General features: G+C 65.2%; 14 protein-coding genes. 1 reads left to right on the top strand and 13 read right to left on the bottom strand.

Features of this window, described 5'->3' with window-relative positions; genetic code table 11:
• Positions 1-40: 40 nt before the first annotated feature.
• From ACYCVF_RS00675 to ACYCVF_RS00645, 7 genes are all read right to left on the bottom strand, one after another.
• A complete protein-coding gene (locus ACYCVF_RS00675) occupies positions 41-1,198 on the bottom strand; it encodes an ABC transporter substrate-binding protein (RefSeq protein ID WP_459596598.1) in 1,158 nt (385 codons plus the stop codon).
• Positions 1,199-1,258: 60 nt separating this feature from the next.
• Positions 1,259-1,843: an alkylhydroperoxidase domain protein gene (locus tag ACYCVF_RS00670; RefSeq protein WP_459596597.1), complete on the bottom strand. Its 585-nt coding sequence runs from the start codon at positions 1,841-1,843 to the stop codon at positions 1,259-1,261.
• A 10-nt stretch (positions 1,844-1,853) separates the two neighbouring features.
• Positions 1,854-2,471 (bottom strand): CMD domain protein, encoded by a 618-nt coding sequence (locus ACYCVF_RS00665; protein WP_459596596.1) that lies wholly within the window; start codon positions 2,469-2,471, stop codon positions 1,854-1,856.
• Between the two features lie 37 nt (positions 2,472-2,508).
• Positions 2,509-3,543 (bottom strand): putative FMN-dependent luciferase-like monooxygenase, encoded by a 1,035-nt coding sequence (locus ACYCVF_RS00660; RefSeq protein WP_459596595.1) that lies wholly within the window; start codon positions 3,541-3,543, stop codon positions 2,509-2,511.
• A 52-nt stretch (positions 3,544-3,595) separates the two neighbouring features.
• On the bottom strand, positions 3,596-3,991 hold the full coding sequence (locus tag ACYCVF_RS00655; protein ID WP_459596594.1) for a carboxymuconolactone decarboxylase family protein: 396 nt from the start codon (positions 3,989-3,991) through the stop codon (positions 3,596-3,598).
• A gap of 60 nt (positions 3,992-4,051) precedes the next feature.
• Positions 4,052-5,710 (bottom strand): ABC transporter ATP-binding protein, encoded by a 1,659-nt coding sequence (locus tag ACYCVF_RS00650; RefSeq protein ID WP_459597935.1) that lies wholly within the window; start codon positions 5,708-5,710, stop codon positions 4,052-4,054.
• Between the two features lie 217 nt (positions 5,711-5,927).
• The gene (locus ACYCVF_RS00645) at positions 5,928-7,052 is read right to left on the bottom strand and encodes a PLP-dependent cysteine synthase family protein (RefSeq protein WP_459596593.1); all 1,125 of its coding nucleotides are present in this window, start codon (positions 7,050-7,052) and stop codon (positions 5,928-5,930) included.
• A 189-nt stretch (positions 7,053-7,241) separates the two neighbouring features.
• Between ACYCVF_RS00645 and ACYCVF_RS00640 the strand changes: the two genes are divergently transcribed.
• On the top strand, positions 7,242-7,751 hold the full coding sequence (locus ACYCVF_RS00640) for an Lrp/AsnC family transcriptional regulator (protein WP_459596592.1): 510 nt from the start codon (positions 7,242-7,244) through the stop codon (positions 7,749-7,751).
• Positions 7,752-7,761: 10 nt separating this feature from the next.
• Here ACYCVF_RS00640 and ACYCVF_RS00635 read toward each other — a convergent pair whose 3' ends face one another.
• The 6 genes from ACYCVF_RS00635 to ACYCVF_RS00610 form a co-directional block, all read right to left on the bottom strand.
• Positions 7,762-9,189, bottom strand: coding sequence for an NAD(P)-binding domain-containing protein (locus ACYCVF_RS00635; protein ID WP_459596591.1), 1,428 nt, complete (start codon positions 9,187-9,189; stop codon positions 7,762-7,764).
• Between the two features lie 31 nt (positions 9,190-9,220).
• Positions 9,221-10,054: an ABC transporter permease gene (locus tag ACYCVF_RS00630; RefSeq protein WP_459597933.1), complete on the bottom strand. Its 834-nt coding sequence runs from the start codon at positions 10,052-10,054 to the stop codon at positions 9,221-9,223.
• A gap of 2 nt (positions 10,055-10,056) precedes the next feature.
• Positions 10,057-11,037: an ABC transporter permease gene (locus tag ACYCVF_RS00625; protein ID WP_459596590.1), complete on the bottom strand. Its 981-nt coding sequence runs from the start codon at positions 11,035-11,037 to the stop codon at positions 10,057-10,059.
• A gap of 18 nt (positions 11,038-11,055) precedes the next feature.
• On the bottom strand, positions 11,056-12,660 hold the full coding sequence (locus tag ACYCVF_RS00620; RefSeq protein WP_459596589.1) for an ABC transporter substrate-binding protein: 1,605 nt from the start codon (positions 12,658-12,660) through the stop codon (positions 11,056-11,058).
• Positions 12,661-12,688: 28 nt separating this feature from the next.
• Positions 12,689-13,393: an SDR family oxidoreductase gene (locus ACYCVF_RS00615; protein ID WP_459596588.1), complete on the bottom strand. Its 705-nt coding sequence runs from the start codon at positions 13,391-13,393 to the stop codon at positions 12,689-12,691.
• Positions 13,394-13,565: 172 nt separating this feature from the next.
• Positions 13,566-14,348 (bottom strand): MetQ/NlpA family ABC transporter substrate-binding protein, encoded by a 783-nt coding sequence (locus ACYCVF_RS00610; protein ID WP_459596587.1) that lies wholly within the window; start codon positions 14,346-14,348, stop codon positions 13,566-13,568.
• Between the last annotated feature and the right edge of the window lie 340 nt (positions 14,349-14,688).

The following is a 14,688-nucleotide window of genomic DNA, read 5'->3' as shown; positions in this document are numbered from 1 at the left end:
GGAGAGAAGAGCGGCCGGAGCGATCGCGCCGGCCATTACGTCAGGTCGGCTTGCCATCCAAGAGTGCGAACTTGCCCTTGCGCACGACGAGCTCGGCATTCATGGCGCCCTTGACGCGGCGGCTCTCGACGTCGAACGTCGCCTGGCCGAAGATGACGCTGGAGACGTCCTTCACTTTGGCAAAGGCGTCGCGTATGGCGCGGCGATCGGTGCCGCCGATCTTGACCACGGCCGCCGCCATGTTCATCGCGTCATACGAGTAGGCGTTGAACGCGTCGGGCTCCTGCCCGTTGTACTTGGCCTTGAAGCCTGCGATGAACTTCTTCACCTCGGGTCGCGGGTCTTCCGGGAAATAGCGCGTGCCGAGATGCACGTCCTCGACCGCCTCACCGCCGAGCTCCAGGAATTTCGGCGAGTAGACCGAGCTGGCGGCGCAAATGGTCTGCTTCAGGCCGACCTGACGTGCCTGTCGGGCGATCAGCGCACCGTCGGAATAGTAGGAGATGAGGATCAAGCCATCCGGACTGGCGTCGCGCACGCGCACCAGCGTCGACCGGAAATCGCGCTCCTCCGCGATGTAGCCTTCGGATATCGCGACTTCGGCCCCGTATTCCTTCGCCGCCTTGACGAAATAGTCGCGGCTGGTGCGGCCCCAGTCGGTGTTGAGGTGCAGCACAGCGAGCTTCTTCAGGCCGAGCCGCTTCACTGCATAGGACGCGAGCAGCGGCTGCTCATCGGCCTGGCTCACCGACGTGCTCCACATGAAGTCGCCGCCCTTGGTGAAGTCGGGGTGCGAATTGGTGAAGCCGAACTGCACCAGACCGCCGCGCTGATAGATCGGCGAGGCCGCCATCGAGGCGGGACTGGAGAAGTCGCCGAGTTCCATGACGATGCGGGGATCGGAGACGAACTTCTGGGCGATCGCCACCGACTGGCGCGGATCGCTTTGGCTATCCTCGAACTGGTAAGCGAGCTTGCGGCCGTTAATGCCGCCGGTGGCGTGAATCTCGTCGAGCGCCAGATCGAAGCCCTGCTTCCACTGGGCGCCATATTGCGCGTTGGGCCCGGTCAACGGGCCACTGACGCCGAGCAGGATCGGTTCGGCGGATTGCGCAAGGGCGGCGGGCGAAAAGGCCGCTCCCGCCATCATGGCGGCGAGAGAGCCCTTGACCAGGGTACGGCGATCGATGTTGCTCATGCACGGCTCCATCCATTTCAATGTTGAAACAAGCAGCAATTCTCGTGCCGGTGGGATTGCCTATTTCGAAGGCTCGCCAAGCGACAGCATCAGCCGGTTTGCCCAATTGAAGAACGAGGCGCCGTTGATGACGTCGACGATCTCGGCATCGTCGAGGCCCGCGCGGCGCAGCTCCGCGACATTGTCGGGACCGAACGCGATCGGTGTCGCGGCCAGTGCAACCGAGGCCTTGACCACGGCATTCCAGCGTTCGCCGAGATCGGCCTTGATGCCTTCGTCGAGCAGGCGCTGCACGTCGTCGCGGCGTTTGGAGTAGGTGCTGGCAAAGCGCGCATGCACCGAGGCGCAGTAGATGCAGCCGTTGTAGCGCGAGGTCGCCGCCGCCGCGAGCTCGCGCTCGGCGCGCGGCAGTCCGTCGACGGTATTGTAGAAAATGTCCTTGTCGGTCCTGGTCCGGGCCTCCAGCACCTCGGGATCGCGCACCAGGAGACGGAAATACTCTGACTTTGCTCGGGCGCGATCGACCAGACCGGCGAAGTGCCGTTCGGTCAGCTCGGCCTCTGGCAGCGGATCGATCCACGAGACCCAGCCGAGCTCGTCCTGGGTGAAAACGACGGGCGGATTGACGGTGCTTGCAGTGCTCATGATGGTCTCCTTACGCACCGACCGCAACGCGCCCGAGCGAAGCGCCGAGCACGCGTAGGCCTGTGACGACGCGCACCTGAAACGACAGGAACGCAACGAGCTGAGAGAGGGTGACGATGCCGGTCTCCGACCAGCCGGCGGCCAGCAGCGCCTTCATGTCGGCAGATGCGGCATCGCGCGGCCGCAACACCAGGAGGTGCGCGTGCTCCAGTGCTGCGACCAGCCGGGCGCCGAGAACCGGGCTGCGCTCCGCGCCGGCGCGATAGATCATCCCGGCCTGGTTCTCGATCGACAACGGTCCGGCCGGAAACGCGCCATACGGCCCGGAGGTCTTGCCGCGCTCGATCTCGGCCTCGATCGCCTCGAGCAGGGTCGCCCCATCCGCGTTGGTGGCGAGCTTCTCGCGATAGAAGGCGGCGACGGGGGACTCGCCATGGAGCCCGGTCACGAAGAACGCGACGGCCGCGCGCTCGGCAAGCGAAACGTCGCTCGCGTCGATCGGCTCGAACAGCGCAAGATAGCTCTTCTGCGCGTTCTCGCGCGCCTGAAGACGGCGCGCGCGAATGGCGTCGAGAGCCGATCCCGGCTCGATCCCGGCAAGCGTGTCGATGATATCCTGCGTACCCATCAGTCAGCCTCGTGCAACGCGATCATGTTCATTCCAGTTATCCCGCCAGCGCTACATCAGGTGCCGCCCGGGTCCAGCCCAGCGCCGGCGCAACCTTCTCCGCGACGAGATCGATCGAGCGCAGGACGTGGGGATGCGGGGCGTCGACCGAATGTACCTGGAAGACGAGGTCGGTCACCCGCTCCAGCGTGGCATCCGAGCGGAGCGAGGCGATCACCTCGTCCGCGCCGCCGACATGGGTGTCGAACGCGGCGATCATCTCCTCCAGCGTCTCGCCCGGCTCGGCGTGGCCTCCCTTGAGGAACTGCGGCAGCGCGCGTCGCAACCCGATGTCTGCGAAGCGCAACGCCTCGCGATGGTCGTCGGCGACGAAGACGCTACGCGAGGCCATGATGCGCGGTTCGCAGCCCGGCGGCAGCGCAGCCAGATAGGCATCGATGATCGGGTTCTGGATCTCGGCCAGCGTGGCCTTCGGCGCCTCCTTGGCCCGCGGCTGCGTGCGCGACAGCAAGAGACCGTCGCCCGCCTTGCCGGCCCGGGCACCGCCCGCGACCGAGAATGTCGCCTGCCAGATGCGCTTGTCCAATTGCGGCCGCTGCGGATAGAGCGTGTCGCCCCCGTCGAGCGGCTTGCCGACCAGGGCCGCGCGGACGACGTCCAGATTGCGCGCGAAGATCTCGTTCCGCTGGGCACTGTCGAGGCCGAAGGCCGCAAAGGCTGACGGGTTGCCGCCGGTGCCGACGCCGAGTTCGAAGCGGCCGTTGCAGAGCAGATCGAGCACCGCGGCGTCCTCCGCCACACGCACCGCATTCTCCAGCGGCAGCGTGACGATTCCGGTGCCGAGGCGGATGCGCGAGGTCTGCGCGGCGACGTAGCCGAGGAAGGTGAAGGGCGACGGCAGGCCGCCCTCGCGCTCGTGGAAATGATGCTGCGCGATCCATGCGGAATCCAGGCCCGCCTTTTCGGCGCGCACGATCTGCTCGGCGGCGAAGTGATAGCGGTCCGCCGGCGGCGCGTCGTCGAGCAGCCGCGTGAAAAATCCAAGTCTCTTCGGCTTTGCCGACCGTGTCATGCCAACCATCGTTCGCTCACGAGCCTCCGGAGTCCAGTCTCTTGCCGTGCCATCACTCAGCCTTACCGGTCTCCGCTTCCGCGAAGACGCGCCGTGCCACGCGAACTGCGTCCAGCGTCGCCGGCCAGCCGCAATAGGGCCCGGTGTGGATCAGAATTTCCCGGATTTCCTCCCGCGTAAAGCCGTTCCGTATCGCGCCGCGCAGGTGGATCGCGAGCTCGTGGGGCCGGTTGAGCGCCGTCAACATCGCAAGATTCATCATCAGCCGCGCCTTGATGTCGATACCCGGGCGCTTCCACACCGTGCCCCATCCGGCCTCGGTCATGACCTCCTGCATGGCCATCGCGAAATCGTCGTTCTGCGCTTCCGACCAGGCACGGTCGACATAGTCGTCGCCGAGCACCTTGCGTTTCAGCGCCATGCCCTCGTCAAAATGAGCCGACGTCATCCGTCCATCTCCTTGCGGAACTCTGCCTCGCGCAAACCTGCAACCGTCACCCCGGACTGCCTATGCATTGCCAACCGCCACATGTGCGGAGGGCGCCGCCCAGCGCTGCCCCGGGATCGAGCCGAGCAGCAATTGCGTATAGGAATGCTCGGGCCCGGCGAACACGGACGCCGTCGGCCCCTGCTCGACGATTCGTCCGTTCTGCATCACCGCGACGAAGTCGCAGATTTGAGCGGTGACGCGCAGATCATGGGTGATGAACACCAACGAAATGCCGAGCCGCTGACGCAGTTCGGCAAGCAGATCCAGCACCTGGGCCTGCACGATGACGTCGAGCGCGGAGACCGGCTCGTCGGCGACAAGCACTTTTGGTTCGAGCGCCAGCGCACGTGCAAGGCCGATGCGTTGGCGCTGGCCGCCGGAGAACTCATGCGGATAGCGCTCCAGCGCGGCCGGATCGAGACCGACCATGGTGAAAAGCTCGGCCGCCCGCGCGTAAGCGGCGCTGCGGGGAACACCGAGCTCGAGCAGGCCCTGAGCCACCAGATCGCGCGCCCGGCGTCGCGGATTGAGCGAGGCGAAGGGATCCTGGAAGACCATCTGCATCGCTTGCGAACGCTTGCGCAATTCGCGCGGCCTGAGCGCGCCGTAGTCGACGCCGTCCAGCCAGATCTTGCCGGCGTCGAGTTCGAGCAGGCGGACGATGCAGCGCGCCAGCGTCGACTTGCCCGATCCGCTTTCGCCGACGACGCCGATCGTGGCGCCGCGCGGCAATTCCAGACTCACCTCATTGACGGCCAGCGTCTGCCGCTTGCCGAAGCCGAACAGGCCCGGCGAGGCGTATGCCTTGGAGACCTTGTCGAGCACCAGCACCTTGTCCTGGGCCTGCGGGCGCGGCGGCGGCGCGATCAGCTTCGGGACCGCGGCGATCAGTCGGCGGGTATAGGGATGCTTCGGTGCACCAAGCACCTGCTGCGCCGTGCCCTGCTCGACGATGCGGCCCGACTGCATCACCGCGACGCGATCGGCGATATCGGCCACGACGCCGAAATCATGGGTGATGAAGAGCACGCCCGTGCCGGTCCTGGCCTGAAGCTCGCGGATCAGGGCGAGGATCTGTGCCTGCGTGGTGACGTCGAGCGCGGTGGTCGGCTCGTCGGCGATGAGCAGGCGCGGCTTGAGCGCCAGCGCCATCGCGATCATCGCGCGCTGACGCTGCCCGCCGGATATCTGGTGGGGGTAGGACCGCATGACGCGCTCGGGATCGCGGATGTGAACGCTCTCGAGCAGCGCAAGGACGCGGGCGCCGATCTGCTCGCGGCCGAGATCAGTGTGAAGCTCGAACACTTCGGCGATCTGCCGTCCGATCCGCTTGATCGGATTGAGCGTCGTCATCGGGTCCTGGAAGATCATACCGATGCGCGCGCCGCGGATCCGGCGCATCGCGCTTTCCGGCAGGGAGGCGAGATCCTGCCCTTCGAACAGGATGCGGCCGCGCGCAATCGAGGTCGAAGGCGGCAGCAGGCGCATCACGGCGCTTGCCGTCATCGACTTTCCCGAGCCGCTCTCACCGACGACGCAGACGACCTCGCCGGGCTTCACGTTGAGCGACACGCACTCGGCGGCGAACGCGCGATCGGCCCCGGACGGAAGGCTCACCGCGAGGTCGTCGAGCTCGAGCAGCGTCGCATCGCGCTCCGCACTGCCTGACAAGCCCATCGCACTCACGCCGCAACCCCCGCGATCGTCATAAGCCCTTGATGATCTCCAGCCGGCCCGGGCCCGATGATGTCCATAGCTTCCGCCTTGCACAAGGCGGCATTGTGCAAGGCTGCTACGTCGTTATTCGGCCCTTCGCAAGCTGGAGGCCGGAACACGCGCGGTGCGGCTGAAATCGGAAAATCCATTCTCTGCCCGACGTTGCGCATGGAAGCGATCAACCCCCGACATGGGCGCGCGGCGGCGGCGCTTGAATCGGCTCCGGACGCGCCGGACCCGACGGCACGTCGGGCACGGCAAGCATGGCTTCGAGCTGCCGTTGATAAGGCGCGCAAGACAGTTTGCGTTTCGCAAGCCAGGTGTCCTCGAACAGCGTGCTGCGATAGCGTTCGCCGGAATCGCACAGGATCGTGACGAGCGCGCCGCGCTCGCCGGCCGCGGCCATCTCCTGCATGATCAGCAGCGATGCCCAGAGGTTGGTGCCGGTCGATCCACCGCAGGACCTTCCGATGAACCGGGACATCACGCGCGCCGCGGCGATGCTCGCCGCATCCGGCACCGCGATGGTGCGCTCGATCAGATCCGCGACAAAGGAGGCTTCGACCTGCGGCCGGCCGATGCCTTCGATCACCGAACGGCCCGGCCACGTCCGCACGTTCCGGTCGGCCATATGTCGGTGGTAGACCGATTCCACGGGATCTGCGAGGCAGAGCCGCGTGGTGAGGCCGCGATAGCGGATGTAGCGGCCGATCGTCGCGGCCGTGCCGCCGGTGCCCGCGCCGCACACGACCCAGGTCGGAACACGGTGCTCTTCCTCGGACATCTGATGGAAGATCGACTGGGCGATGTTGTCGACCCGCCAGTCGACCGCGCGCTCTGCAAAGGTGAACTGGTCGAGATAGCAGCCGCCGGTCTCATTGGCGATGCGGACGGCAGCGGCGTAGATCTCGCCGGGCTCGTCCACGAGATGGACCTCTCCGCCGTTCGCGACGATCTCGGCCTGCTTCTCCGCCGTCGTCGTCCTCGGCATCACCGCGACGAAGCGAAGGCCGAGGAGGCGCGCGAAATAGGCTTCGGACACGGCCGTCGAGCCGCTGGAGGCCTCGACCACCGTCGAGCTCGGGCCGATGCGCCCGTTGCAAAGCGCATAGACGAACAGCGAACGCGCGAGGCGATGCTTGAGGCTGCCGGTCAGATGCGTCGTCTCGTCCTTCAGGTACAACGTGAGGCCGGGCATGCTGGGCAGCTCGACCTTGAGCAGATGCGTCTCGGCACAGCGCGTTCGCTCCATCTCGATGCGGCGTATCGAGGCATTGACCCATTCACGACAAGGCGGCGTCATCGGCAAAACTCTTCCAGCGATACCGCGAGCGTAGCGAAGCCGGGCCGCAGTTTGCTTGCTTCCTGCCGCCTTTGACGGCAGCGTGACGAATTTTTCTGCTCGCAAACGCGGATATCCAGCAATAGCATTGTCGTGGAATTGAACTCGGCAACACGAAACTTCCACTCTCTTCCTGCATTCGGAGACCGCATGCTCGACGAACTCGATCGCAAGATACTGGCGACGCTCCAGGTGGACAGCAGCCTGTCCGTGCAGGAGGTTGGAGACCGGGTTGGACTGAGCTCGACGCCGTGTTGGCGCCGGATCCAGAAGCTGGAGAGCACGGGCTACATCCGTCGCCGCGTCGCCCTGCTCGACGCGGACAAGCTCAATCTCGGTGTCAGCGTCTTCATCGCGGTCAGGACCAACCAGCACAACGCTGAATGGGCGGCGCGCTTCAAGAAGACCGTGATCAGCTTTCCGGAAGTGGTCGACTTCTTCAGGCTCAGCGGCGACGTCGACTATCTGATCCGCGCGGTCGTGCCGGACATCGCCGCCTATGACGATCTCTATCAGCGGCTGATCGCGAAAATCGATCTGCACGACGTCTCGTCGATGTTCGCGATGGAGCAGATCAAGTCCACCACCGAACTGCCGCTGATGTATGCCTCGACCGCCCGCGGCCGCGAGGGCTCGTCGCGGCACTCGGCGGCGATGTGAGTTCGCCGCTTCAGCGCGCGACGGCGGCCGGCTTGTAGCCTTCGTTCGGATCCGACACGTCGTAGGCGGCGAACTGCTCGTAGAAGACGTCCGCGTCGGCCTGGAACAGATCGCGGGAGATCGCCTGCACCAGTGCCGAGACGCCCCAGGGCATGCCGTTGATGCCGGTGCAGATCGGCCCCTCGCTCATGAGGCCGGCGCCGTTGAGCAGATGCAGATTGCGCAAGGCGCGGTCCGCCTCCGGGGTTCGCCCCACCGCCTGGATTCCCGGCGTCAGGTACGGATAGCTCGCGATGTGGGTGTCGACCCGGTCGGCGCCCGGCGTGAAGCGATCCTTCCAGAACAGCATGTCCGGAACGAGGGACGCCAGATAGGGCACGTTGGCAAGGTCGACCTTGAAGCCGGTGCCGAGGATGGCGAAGTCGGCCTCGAAGGTGCCGTTCGGCGTGGTGATCGCAAGTCCATCGCCGGCAGCCTGCATCGCGGTCCAGCCGTCCGAGAGCCTCAGGTCAAGATTGGCGTGGGCGCGGCAGCGCTCCAGCGTATCGGCAGGCGGCGGGGTCGGCAGCGCGAAATAGCGGCGCATGAAGCGCAGCTTGCGCGCATCGTCGAGCATGCGGAAATTGCGGAAGAAGCCGGCGAATTCGAGATAGCGCAGTGCGCTCACCGTCGGCAGGCGCGGCCGCCGCACCGAATGCCGGACTTCGCGCGCGCCGGCCTCCAGTGCAGTCGCGGTGTTGTCGAACGCCGAGGCGCCGGCGCCGAGCACGGCAACGCGCTTGCCCTTCAACGCCGCAAAGTCGACCGGCTCGGAGCTGTGCGCCCATAGATGCCGGGGCGCGCCATGCGCGAAAGCCGGGATGTTGGGGCCGCCGGCACCATCGATGCCGGTGGCGACCACCACCTTGCGCGCCACCACCACGCGCGAACCGCGCGGCGTCTCCAGCGTCACGCGCAAGGCCTCGCCCGCGTATTCGATCCGCTCGACGCTGGTATTGTTCTCGACCGGCAGCGCGAGATAGTCGCGAAGCCAGAGCAGATATTCCATCCACTCTTCCTTCGGGATGCGCACCAGCTCGTCCCACGCCCCGGCGCCCTTGCGCGCTTCGTACCAGGAACGGAATGCGGCTGCCGGCAAGCCGTTGTCCGGTCCGGTCAGCTCCTTGACGGTGCGCAACGTCCGCATCCGCGCCCAGGTGACCCAGGGGCCCTCCTGGCCGGGATCGCAGCGGTCGACCAGCAGGACGTTGGTGATCTGCTCGCGCAGCAGCCCGAAAGCCGCCGCGATGCCCGCCTGCCCGGCGCCGACGACGAGAACGTCGACCATCGAGGTGCCGTCCTCGGCCTGGCGTTGCAACGGCCAGGCGCGCGCCGGGTAGGAGAACAGCTTCATCTCGTGGCTGAGCCTGTCTTCCAGAGCCTTCAGGGAGCTGTTCATGTCGATGCCGTCTGTTCGGATGGGGTTTCGATCAACGACGCCTGCGCCTTGGATCGAAGGTTTCATTGAGCGCCTCGCCGACGAGATTGATGGCGATGACGGTCACGAAGATCGCAATCCCCGGAAAGACCGAGAGATAGGGTGCACTGCGCAGCGCCGGCCGGCCGATGGCGACCATGCCGCCCCACGAGATCACGTTGGGGTCGCCGAGCCCGAGAAAGGACAGCCCCGCTTCCAGCAGCACGGCGGTGGCCACCATGATCGAACTCGTGACGATCACCGGCGACAGGCAGTTCGGCAGGATCTCGGCGAAGATGATCTTGGCCGGCGGCACGCCGACGAGGCGACAGGACAGTACGAACTCGCGGTTACGCAGCGACATGAACTCGGCACGCACCAGACGCGCGATCGGCGGCCACGACACCACCGCAATGGCACCGATGATGGCGCCAATCGAGGGCTTGAGGATCACCACGAGCGCGATCACAAAGATGAAGTTCGGCGGGGTCTGGAAAATCTCGGTGATGCGCATCAGGAGATCGTCGACCCAGCCCTGGACATAGCCGGCGACGGCGCCGATCAGGATACCCACCGCGATCGCGGCGGCGGTCGCGGCGACGGCGACGATCAAGGACACGCGCGCGCCGTAGAGCAGGCCGGCGACGACGTCGCGCCCGAGCGTATCGGTGCCCAGAGGCGTCGCCGTGCTCTGGAACGGCGGTATATAGGGCGTGCCGACCGCAGGCCAGGGCCCCTCGGGAAACAGCAGCGGCGCGAACAGCGCCGCTGCCAGAATCGCGAGCAGGATGGCACAACCGACCAGGACCTGCGGCCGCCCCCACGGCGTCTGCCGGAATGCACGCAAGGTCATGCGGACACCTCGATGCGGGGATCGATCCAGGCCGAAACCAGATCGGTGACGAGATTGGTGATCACCACCAGCAGCGACGAGCAGAACAGGATGCCGAGCAGCAGGTTGACGTCGCGGGCGAAGATCGCATCGAACGTCAGCCGCCCGAGGCCGGGCCAGCCGAACACGGTTTCGACCACGACGGAGCCGCCAAGGATACCGCCGGCGTTGACACCGAGCATGGTTATCATCGGCAGCAAGGCGTTGCCGACGACATGGTTCGTGTAGGCCTGCCGCCGGCTCATGCCCTTGGCGTAGGCAGTGCGAACGAAATCGAGAGAAGCTACGTTCAGCACGGAGGCGCGCATCAGGCGGATGAACACGGCCATGTAGAATACCGTGAGCGTCAGCACCGGCATCACGGCGTGACGGGCGACGTCGAGGACGCCGGCGAGGCCGGAAGCCGGCACGCCGATCGTGCGCATGCCACTCGACGGCAGCCAGCCGAGCTTGACCGTGAACAGGAGAATGAGAAGCAGACCAAGCCAGAACAGCGGCGTGGCGTAGCCGATCAGCGCCAGGAGCGAGATGACGACGTCGGACAGTGAGTTTTGCCGGACAGCCGCGAGCGTGCCGAGGCCGATCCCGAGCAGGAACGCAGTCCCAAGCGAGGCAATCATCAGGATCGCGGTTGCCGCCAGCTTGTCCGCGATCAGGGTGGCGACCGGCATGTTGTCCTTGAAGGAGTAGCCGAGATCGAGACGCAGCAAGTTGAAGGCGTAGCGCTGGAACTGCACCCACAGCGGCTGGTCGAGTCCGAACCGCTCGCGCAGCAGCGCGACATAGCCGGCATCGCCGCCGCCGCCCTGCCCGGCCATCACCTCGGCGAGATCGCCTGGCGCGAGGTGAACCACCGCGAAATTCACGCAGACGATGCCCGCGACGATGATGCAGGCCTGTGCGAGCCGACGGAGCAGGAATATGGCGTAGCGGGACAATGGCGTCTTGCGTCCTTGCTAGCGGGCGAGATAGGCCTCGGCGAAACTGCCGTGAGCGCCGAGCGGATCGACCTCGATATTCATGACCGTCTTGCTCTTGATCGTGATGTAACGCGCGTCGGCGATCGGAAACAACGGAAGGTCCGTCATGACGATCTTCTGGAAATCGCGGAACAGACCGACGCGCTTGGCCGGATCGACCTCGGTCTGGGCGTCTTCCAGCGCCTTGTCAGCCTCCGCGCTGCTGTAGCCGCTGCCGTTGGAGAAGGCGACACCGGGCACGATGTTCTTGGACCAGTAGAAGCGCTGGATCCCCACGGTCGGGTCGGTCAGCCCGAATGCGCCTGTCGAGGTGGTGTCGAAATCATAGTCCTTGTAGACGCGGCGGTAATAGGTCGGGAAGTCCTGGTTCCTGATGTCGACGGCGATGCCGAGCTGCGCCATCTGCTGCTTGAAATAATCGCCCGTGCGCGCGAAGTGGTCGCCAGCCGGCAGCGGATCATGGGTGATCTTGAAGCGCAGCCCGTCGCTCTGACGCTTCATGCCGGCCTCATCGAGCAGCGCATTGGCCTTGGCGATGCTGAACTCATATTGAGGGACATCGGCCGAATAGAACTTTGCGTTCTCGTAGGAGATCGGCCCCGTGGCCGCCTTGGCGAAGTCGAAATAGATGCTCTTGCGAACGAAATTGCGATCGATCGCGTGGTACATCGCCCGGCGCACGCGAACGTCCTGGAAATAGGGACGCCGCAAATTGAGCTCCATGAAGGCCTGGAACGCCAGCGCCTCGCTACCTTGCACCGGGATTTCCAGCGTCGGCAGGGCCGCGAGCCGGTGCGCATCGGCCAGCGGCACCGGGATCGCGCCGGCAACGTCGAGCTCGCCCGCCTCCAGCGCGACCGCGCGAGACGCCGCGTCCGGTATGATCACCATCACCACGCCGTCCAGATACGGCTTCGGCGCATCCCAATAGTCGGGATTTCGCTCGAAGATGATGTACTGGCCGCGCTGCCACTCCTTGAACTTGAAGGGCCCGGTGCCGATCGGCTTCAAATTGGCGGGATTGGTGAGGATGTCCGTGCCCTCGTAGAGATGCCGTGGCAGGATCTGGGATTCCACGGAAGCGAGAGAGTTCATGACATAGGGCGAGGGCCGCTCGAACTTGAAGATCGCCGTCAGCGCGTCGGGCGCCTCGACGTCGGCCAGATAGCGGTAGGTCGAGCGTCCGCGCGGATGCAGCTCCTTCCAGACTTTCAGCGCCGAGAACTGGACGTCGGACGCCGTGAACGGCTTGCCATCGTGCCACTTCACGCCGGGCCTGAGCTTGAACGTGATCGACTTGCCGTCGGCGGAGACATCCCAGGACAGTGCGAGCTGCGGCTTCGGATTGAGGTCGAAATCGTAGCGTGCGAGCCCGTCGAACAGCTTGCCGGAGATTTCGTAGATCTGCCCGGTCGAGTTGAAGGCTCCGGTCAGCATCACCGGTTCGGCGATCCACATCCTGAGCAGGCCGCCTTTCTTCGGAGTGGCGGCGTACCCGCGTGATACGACGGCGGGCATCGCGACGCCCGCAAGTCCGGCCGCGGCAATGCCGGCGACCACATTCCGTCTGGTGAACGACATCAGCAAAACCTTCTCGCGTTGAATTACGTCATTCGGAGTAGACAAATCCGCCCGATGCCTGACGGGTCGGATAGGCATCGATGCGGCTGATGTTGACATGCGGCGGGGCCGACAAGGCGAACATGATCATGTCGGCCATGTCCGCCGGCTGCAGCGGCTCCTTACCGTCGAGAAACTTTTCCTTGGCGAGTTTGGCGTCGCCGCTCGACACCGCGAAGGCCTCGGTCGCCACCCGGCCCGGTACGATCTCGGTCCAGCGAATGCGCGACCCGTTGGTGTCGAGCCGCATCACCTCGAGGAATTGCGACACCGCCGCCTTGGTCGCGGAGTACATCGCCGAGCCGAGCATCGGATAATGGCCCGCCATCGAGCTGACGATGACGACGTGCCCTTTGTTGCGGCTCATCATGCCCGGCAGAACGCAGCGCGTCAGGTGCGCCACGGCGCGTAAATTCAGGTCGATCAGCTGGTCGATCTTCTCGAAGGGGTAATCGTAAAGCCGGGCATTGTGCGAGGCGCCGGCATTGTTGACGAGGATATCGACATCGAGCTCGCCGATCGCCCTGCGGCAGGTTTCGGCGTCGGTGATATCGAGCGCATGCGCGATGCAGCCCGTGCGTTCGCTCAGTTCCTTCAGCCGCTCGGCGCGCCGGGCGATGGCGTGCACCTCAAATCCCGCGGCGGCGAGCCTTTCGACCGTCGCGGCCCCGATGCCGCTCGATGCTCCCGTCACGACGGCCGTTCGATACGATCTCTGACCCGGCACAAATCTCTCCCAAATGGCCCGTTCCGGAATGAAATGATCGCATCACGGCATTGGAATTTTTTTGCCTTTTTGACCGGAGAGCGAATGACTGACCGAGTTTTCATCTCAGCGGGGCGGATTTCGCGCCGTTTGCGCCCCCCTACCAGCTCGGCAGCACCGCGCCCTTGAACTTGGTCAGGACGAACTCCTTGACCTCGGCAGTGTGGTAGCTGTCGACGAGGATCTTGACCCAGGGCTTGTCCTTGTCGGCGGTGCGGACGGCGATCAGGTTGACGTAGGGGCCCTTGGGATCCTCGCGCAGGATCGGATCCTTGACCGGATCGAGGCCGGCCTGGGTTGCGTAGTTGGTGTTGATCGCGGCAGCGTCGACGTCGTCGAGCGCGCGCGGCGCCTGCGCCGCGTCCACCTCGATGAACTTCAGCTTCCTGGGATTCGCGGCGATGTCGAGCACCGTCGGCTTGAAGCCGACGCCATCCTTCAGCTTGATCACGCCCTTGTCGCGCAGCAGCAGCAGAACGCGGCCGCCATTGGTCGGATCGTTCGGGATCGAGACCTTGCCGCCCTCGGGAAGGTCGGCGAAGGCCTTATGCTTCTTCGAATAGACTCCGATCGGGAAATTCACGGTCAGGCCGACGGCCTCGATCTTGTAGCCGCGGTCGGCCTTCTGGTTGTCCAGATAAGGCTGGTTCTGGAACGAATTGGCCTGGATGTCGCCGGCATCGAGCGCGGCGTTCGGCACGACATAGTCCGAGAACTCGAGGATCTGGATGTCGAGCCCCTGCTTGGCGGCGATCGGCTTCACGGCCTCGAGGATCTGAGCATGCGGACCCGGCGTCACCCCGATCTTGATGGTCTCGGCGGTTGCTGCGGCCGACCAGACGGCGAGCACGGTCGAGAGGATCAGCGGGAGGCGAAACGACATCTTGGTCTCCGTAGGTCTGCGGCAAATGTTGGAACCCTATTCGCTGCTCCGCCGCGCGAAATCAATGAAATGGAAAACCATATTGCCGCCCCCCGGCGGGCGCACGTTCTCCATTCGACATCAAACGGAAAACAAACCGCGCCGAGCGCCGTTGATGTGTGGCGATTTCCCGGCGGCAGCAATGATTCTTTCGCCTGCGCAACACTCCGAAACTTGATGGATCTGCGCCTGCCGGGTTAGCTTTCCGGTGCGGCCTTAGAACTTCCCCAAGTTCAACCAGATCGCACCGGATCGGCGCCTGGGTCTCCCAGGCGTCGATCCGGATCCGCCGCCCGACAGG

Source organism: Bradyrhizobium cedriense (assembly GCF_054602315.1).
Note: the sequence above shows the minus strand (reverse complement) of the source record. Positions and strands in the feature narration are given on the sequence as shown.

Bases quoted from the DNA above. Each gene is read 5' to 3' on its own strand.
- ACYCVF_RS00675 (WP_459596598.1), bottom strand. From the start codon at position 1,198: ATGAGCAACATCGATCGCCGTACCCTGGTCAAGGGCTCTCTCGCCGCC.
- ACYCVF_RS00670 (WP_459596597.1), bottom strand. From the start codon at position 1,843: ATGAGCACTGCAAGCACCGTCAATCCGCCCGTCGTTTTCACCCAGGAC.
- ACYCVF_RS00665 (WP_459596596.1), bottom strand. From the start codon at position 2,471: ATGGGTACGCAGGATATCATCGACACGCTTGCCGGGATCGAGCCGGGA.
- ACYCVF_RS00660 (WP_459596595.1), bottom strand. From the start codon at position 3,543: ATGACACGGTCGGCAAAGCCGAAGAGACTTGGATTTTTCACGCGGCTG.
- ACYCVF_RS00655 (WP_459596594.1), bottom strand. From the start codon at position 3,991: ATGACGTCGGCTCATTTTGACGAGGGCATGGCGCTGAAACGCAAGGTG.
- ACYCVF_RS00650 (WP_459597935.1), bottom strand. From the start codon at position 5,710: ATGGGCTTGTCAGGCAGTGCGGAGCGCGATGCGACGCTGCTCGAGCTC.
- ACYCVF_RS00645 (WP_459596593.1), bottom strand. From the start codon at position 7,052: ATGACGCCGCCTTGTCGTGAATGGGTCAATGCCTCGATACGCCGCATC.
- ACYCVF_RS00640 (WP_459596592.1), top strand. From the start codon at position 7,242: ATGCTCGACGAACTCGATCGCAAGATACTGGCGACGCTCCAGGTGGAC.
- ACYCVF_RS00635 (WP_459596591.1), bottom strand. From the start codon at position 9,189: ATGAACAGCTCCCTGAAGGCTCTGGAAGACAGGCTCAGCCACGAGATG.
- ACYCVF_RS00620 (WP_459596589.1), bottom strand. From the start codon at position 12,660: ATGTCGTTCACCAGACGGAATGTGGTCGCCGGCATTGCCGCGGCCGGA.
- ACYCVF_RS00610 (WP_459596587.1), bottom strand. From the start codon at position 14,348: ATGTCGTTTCGCCTCCCGCTGATCCTCTCGACCGTGCTCGCCGTCTGG.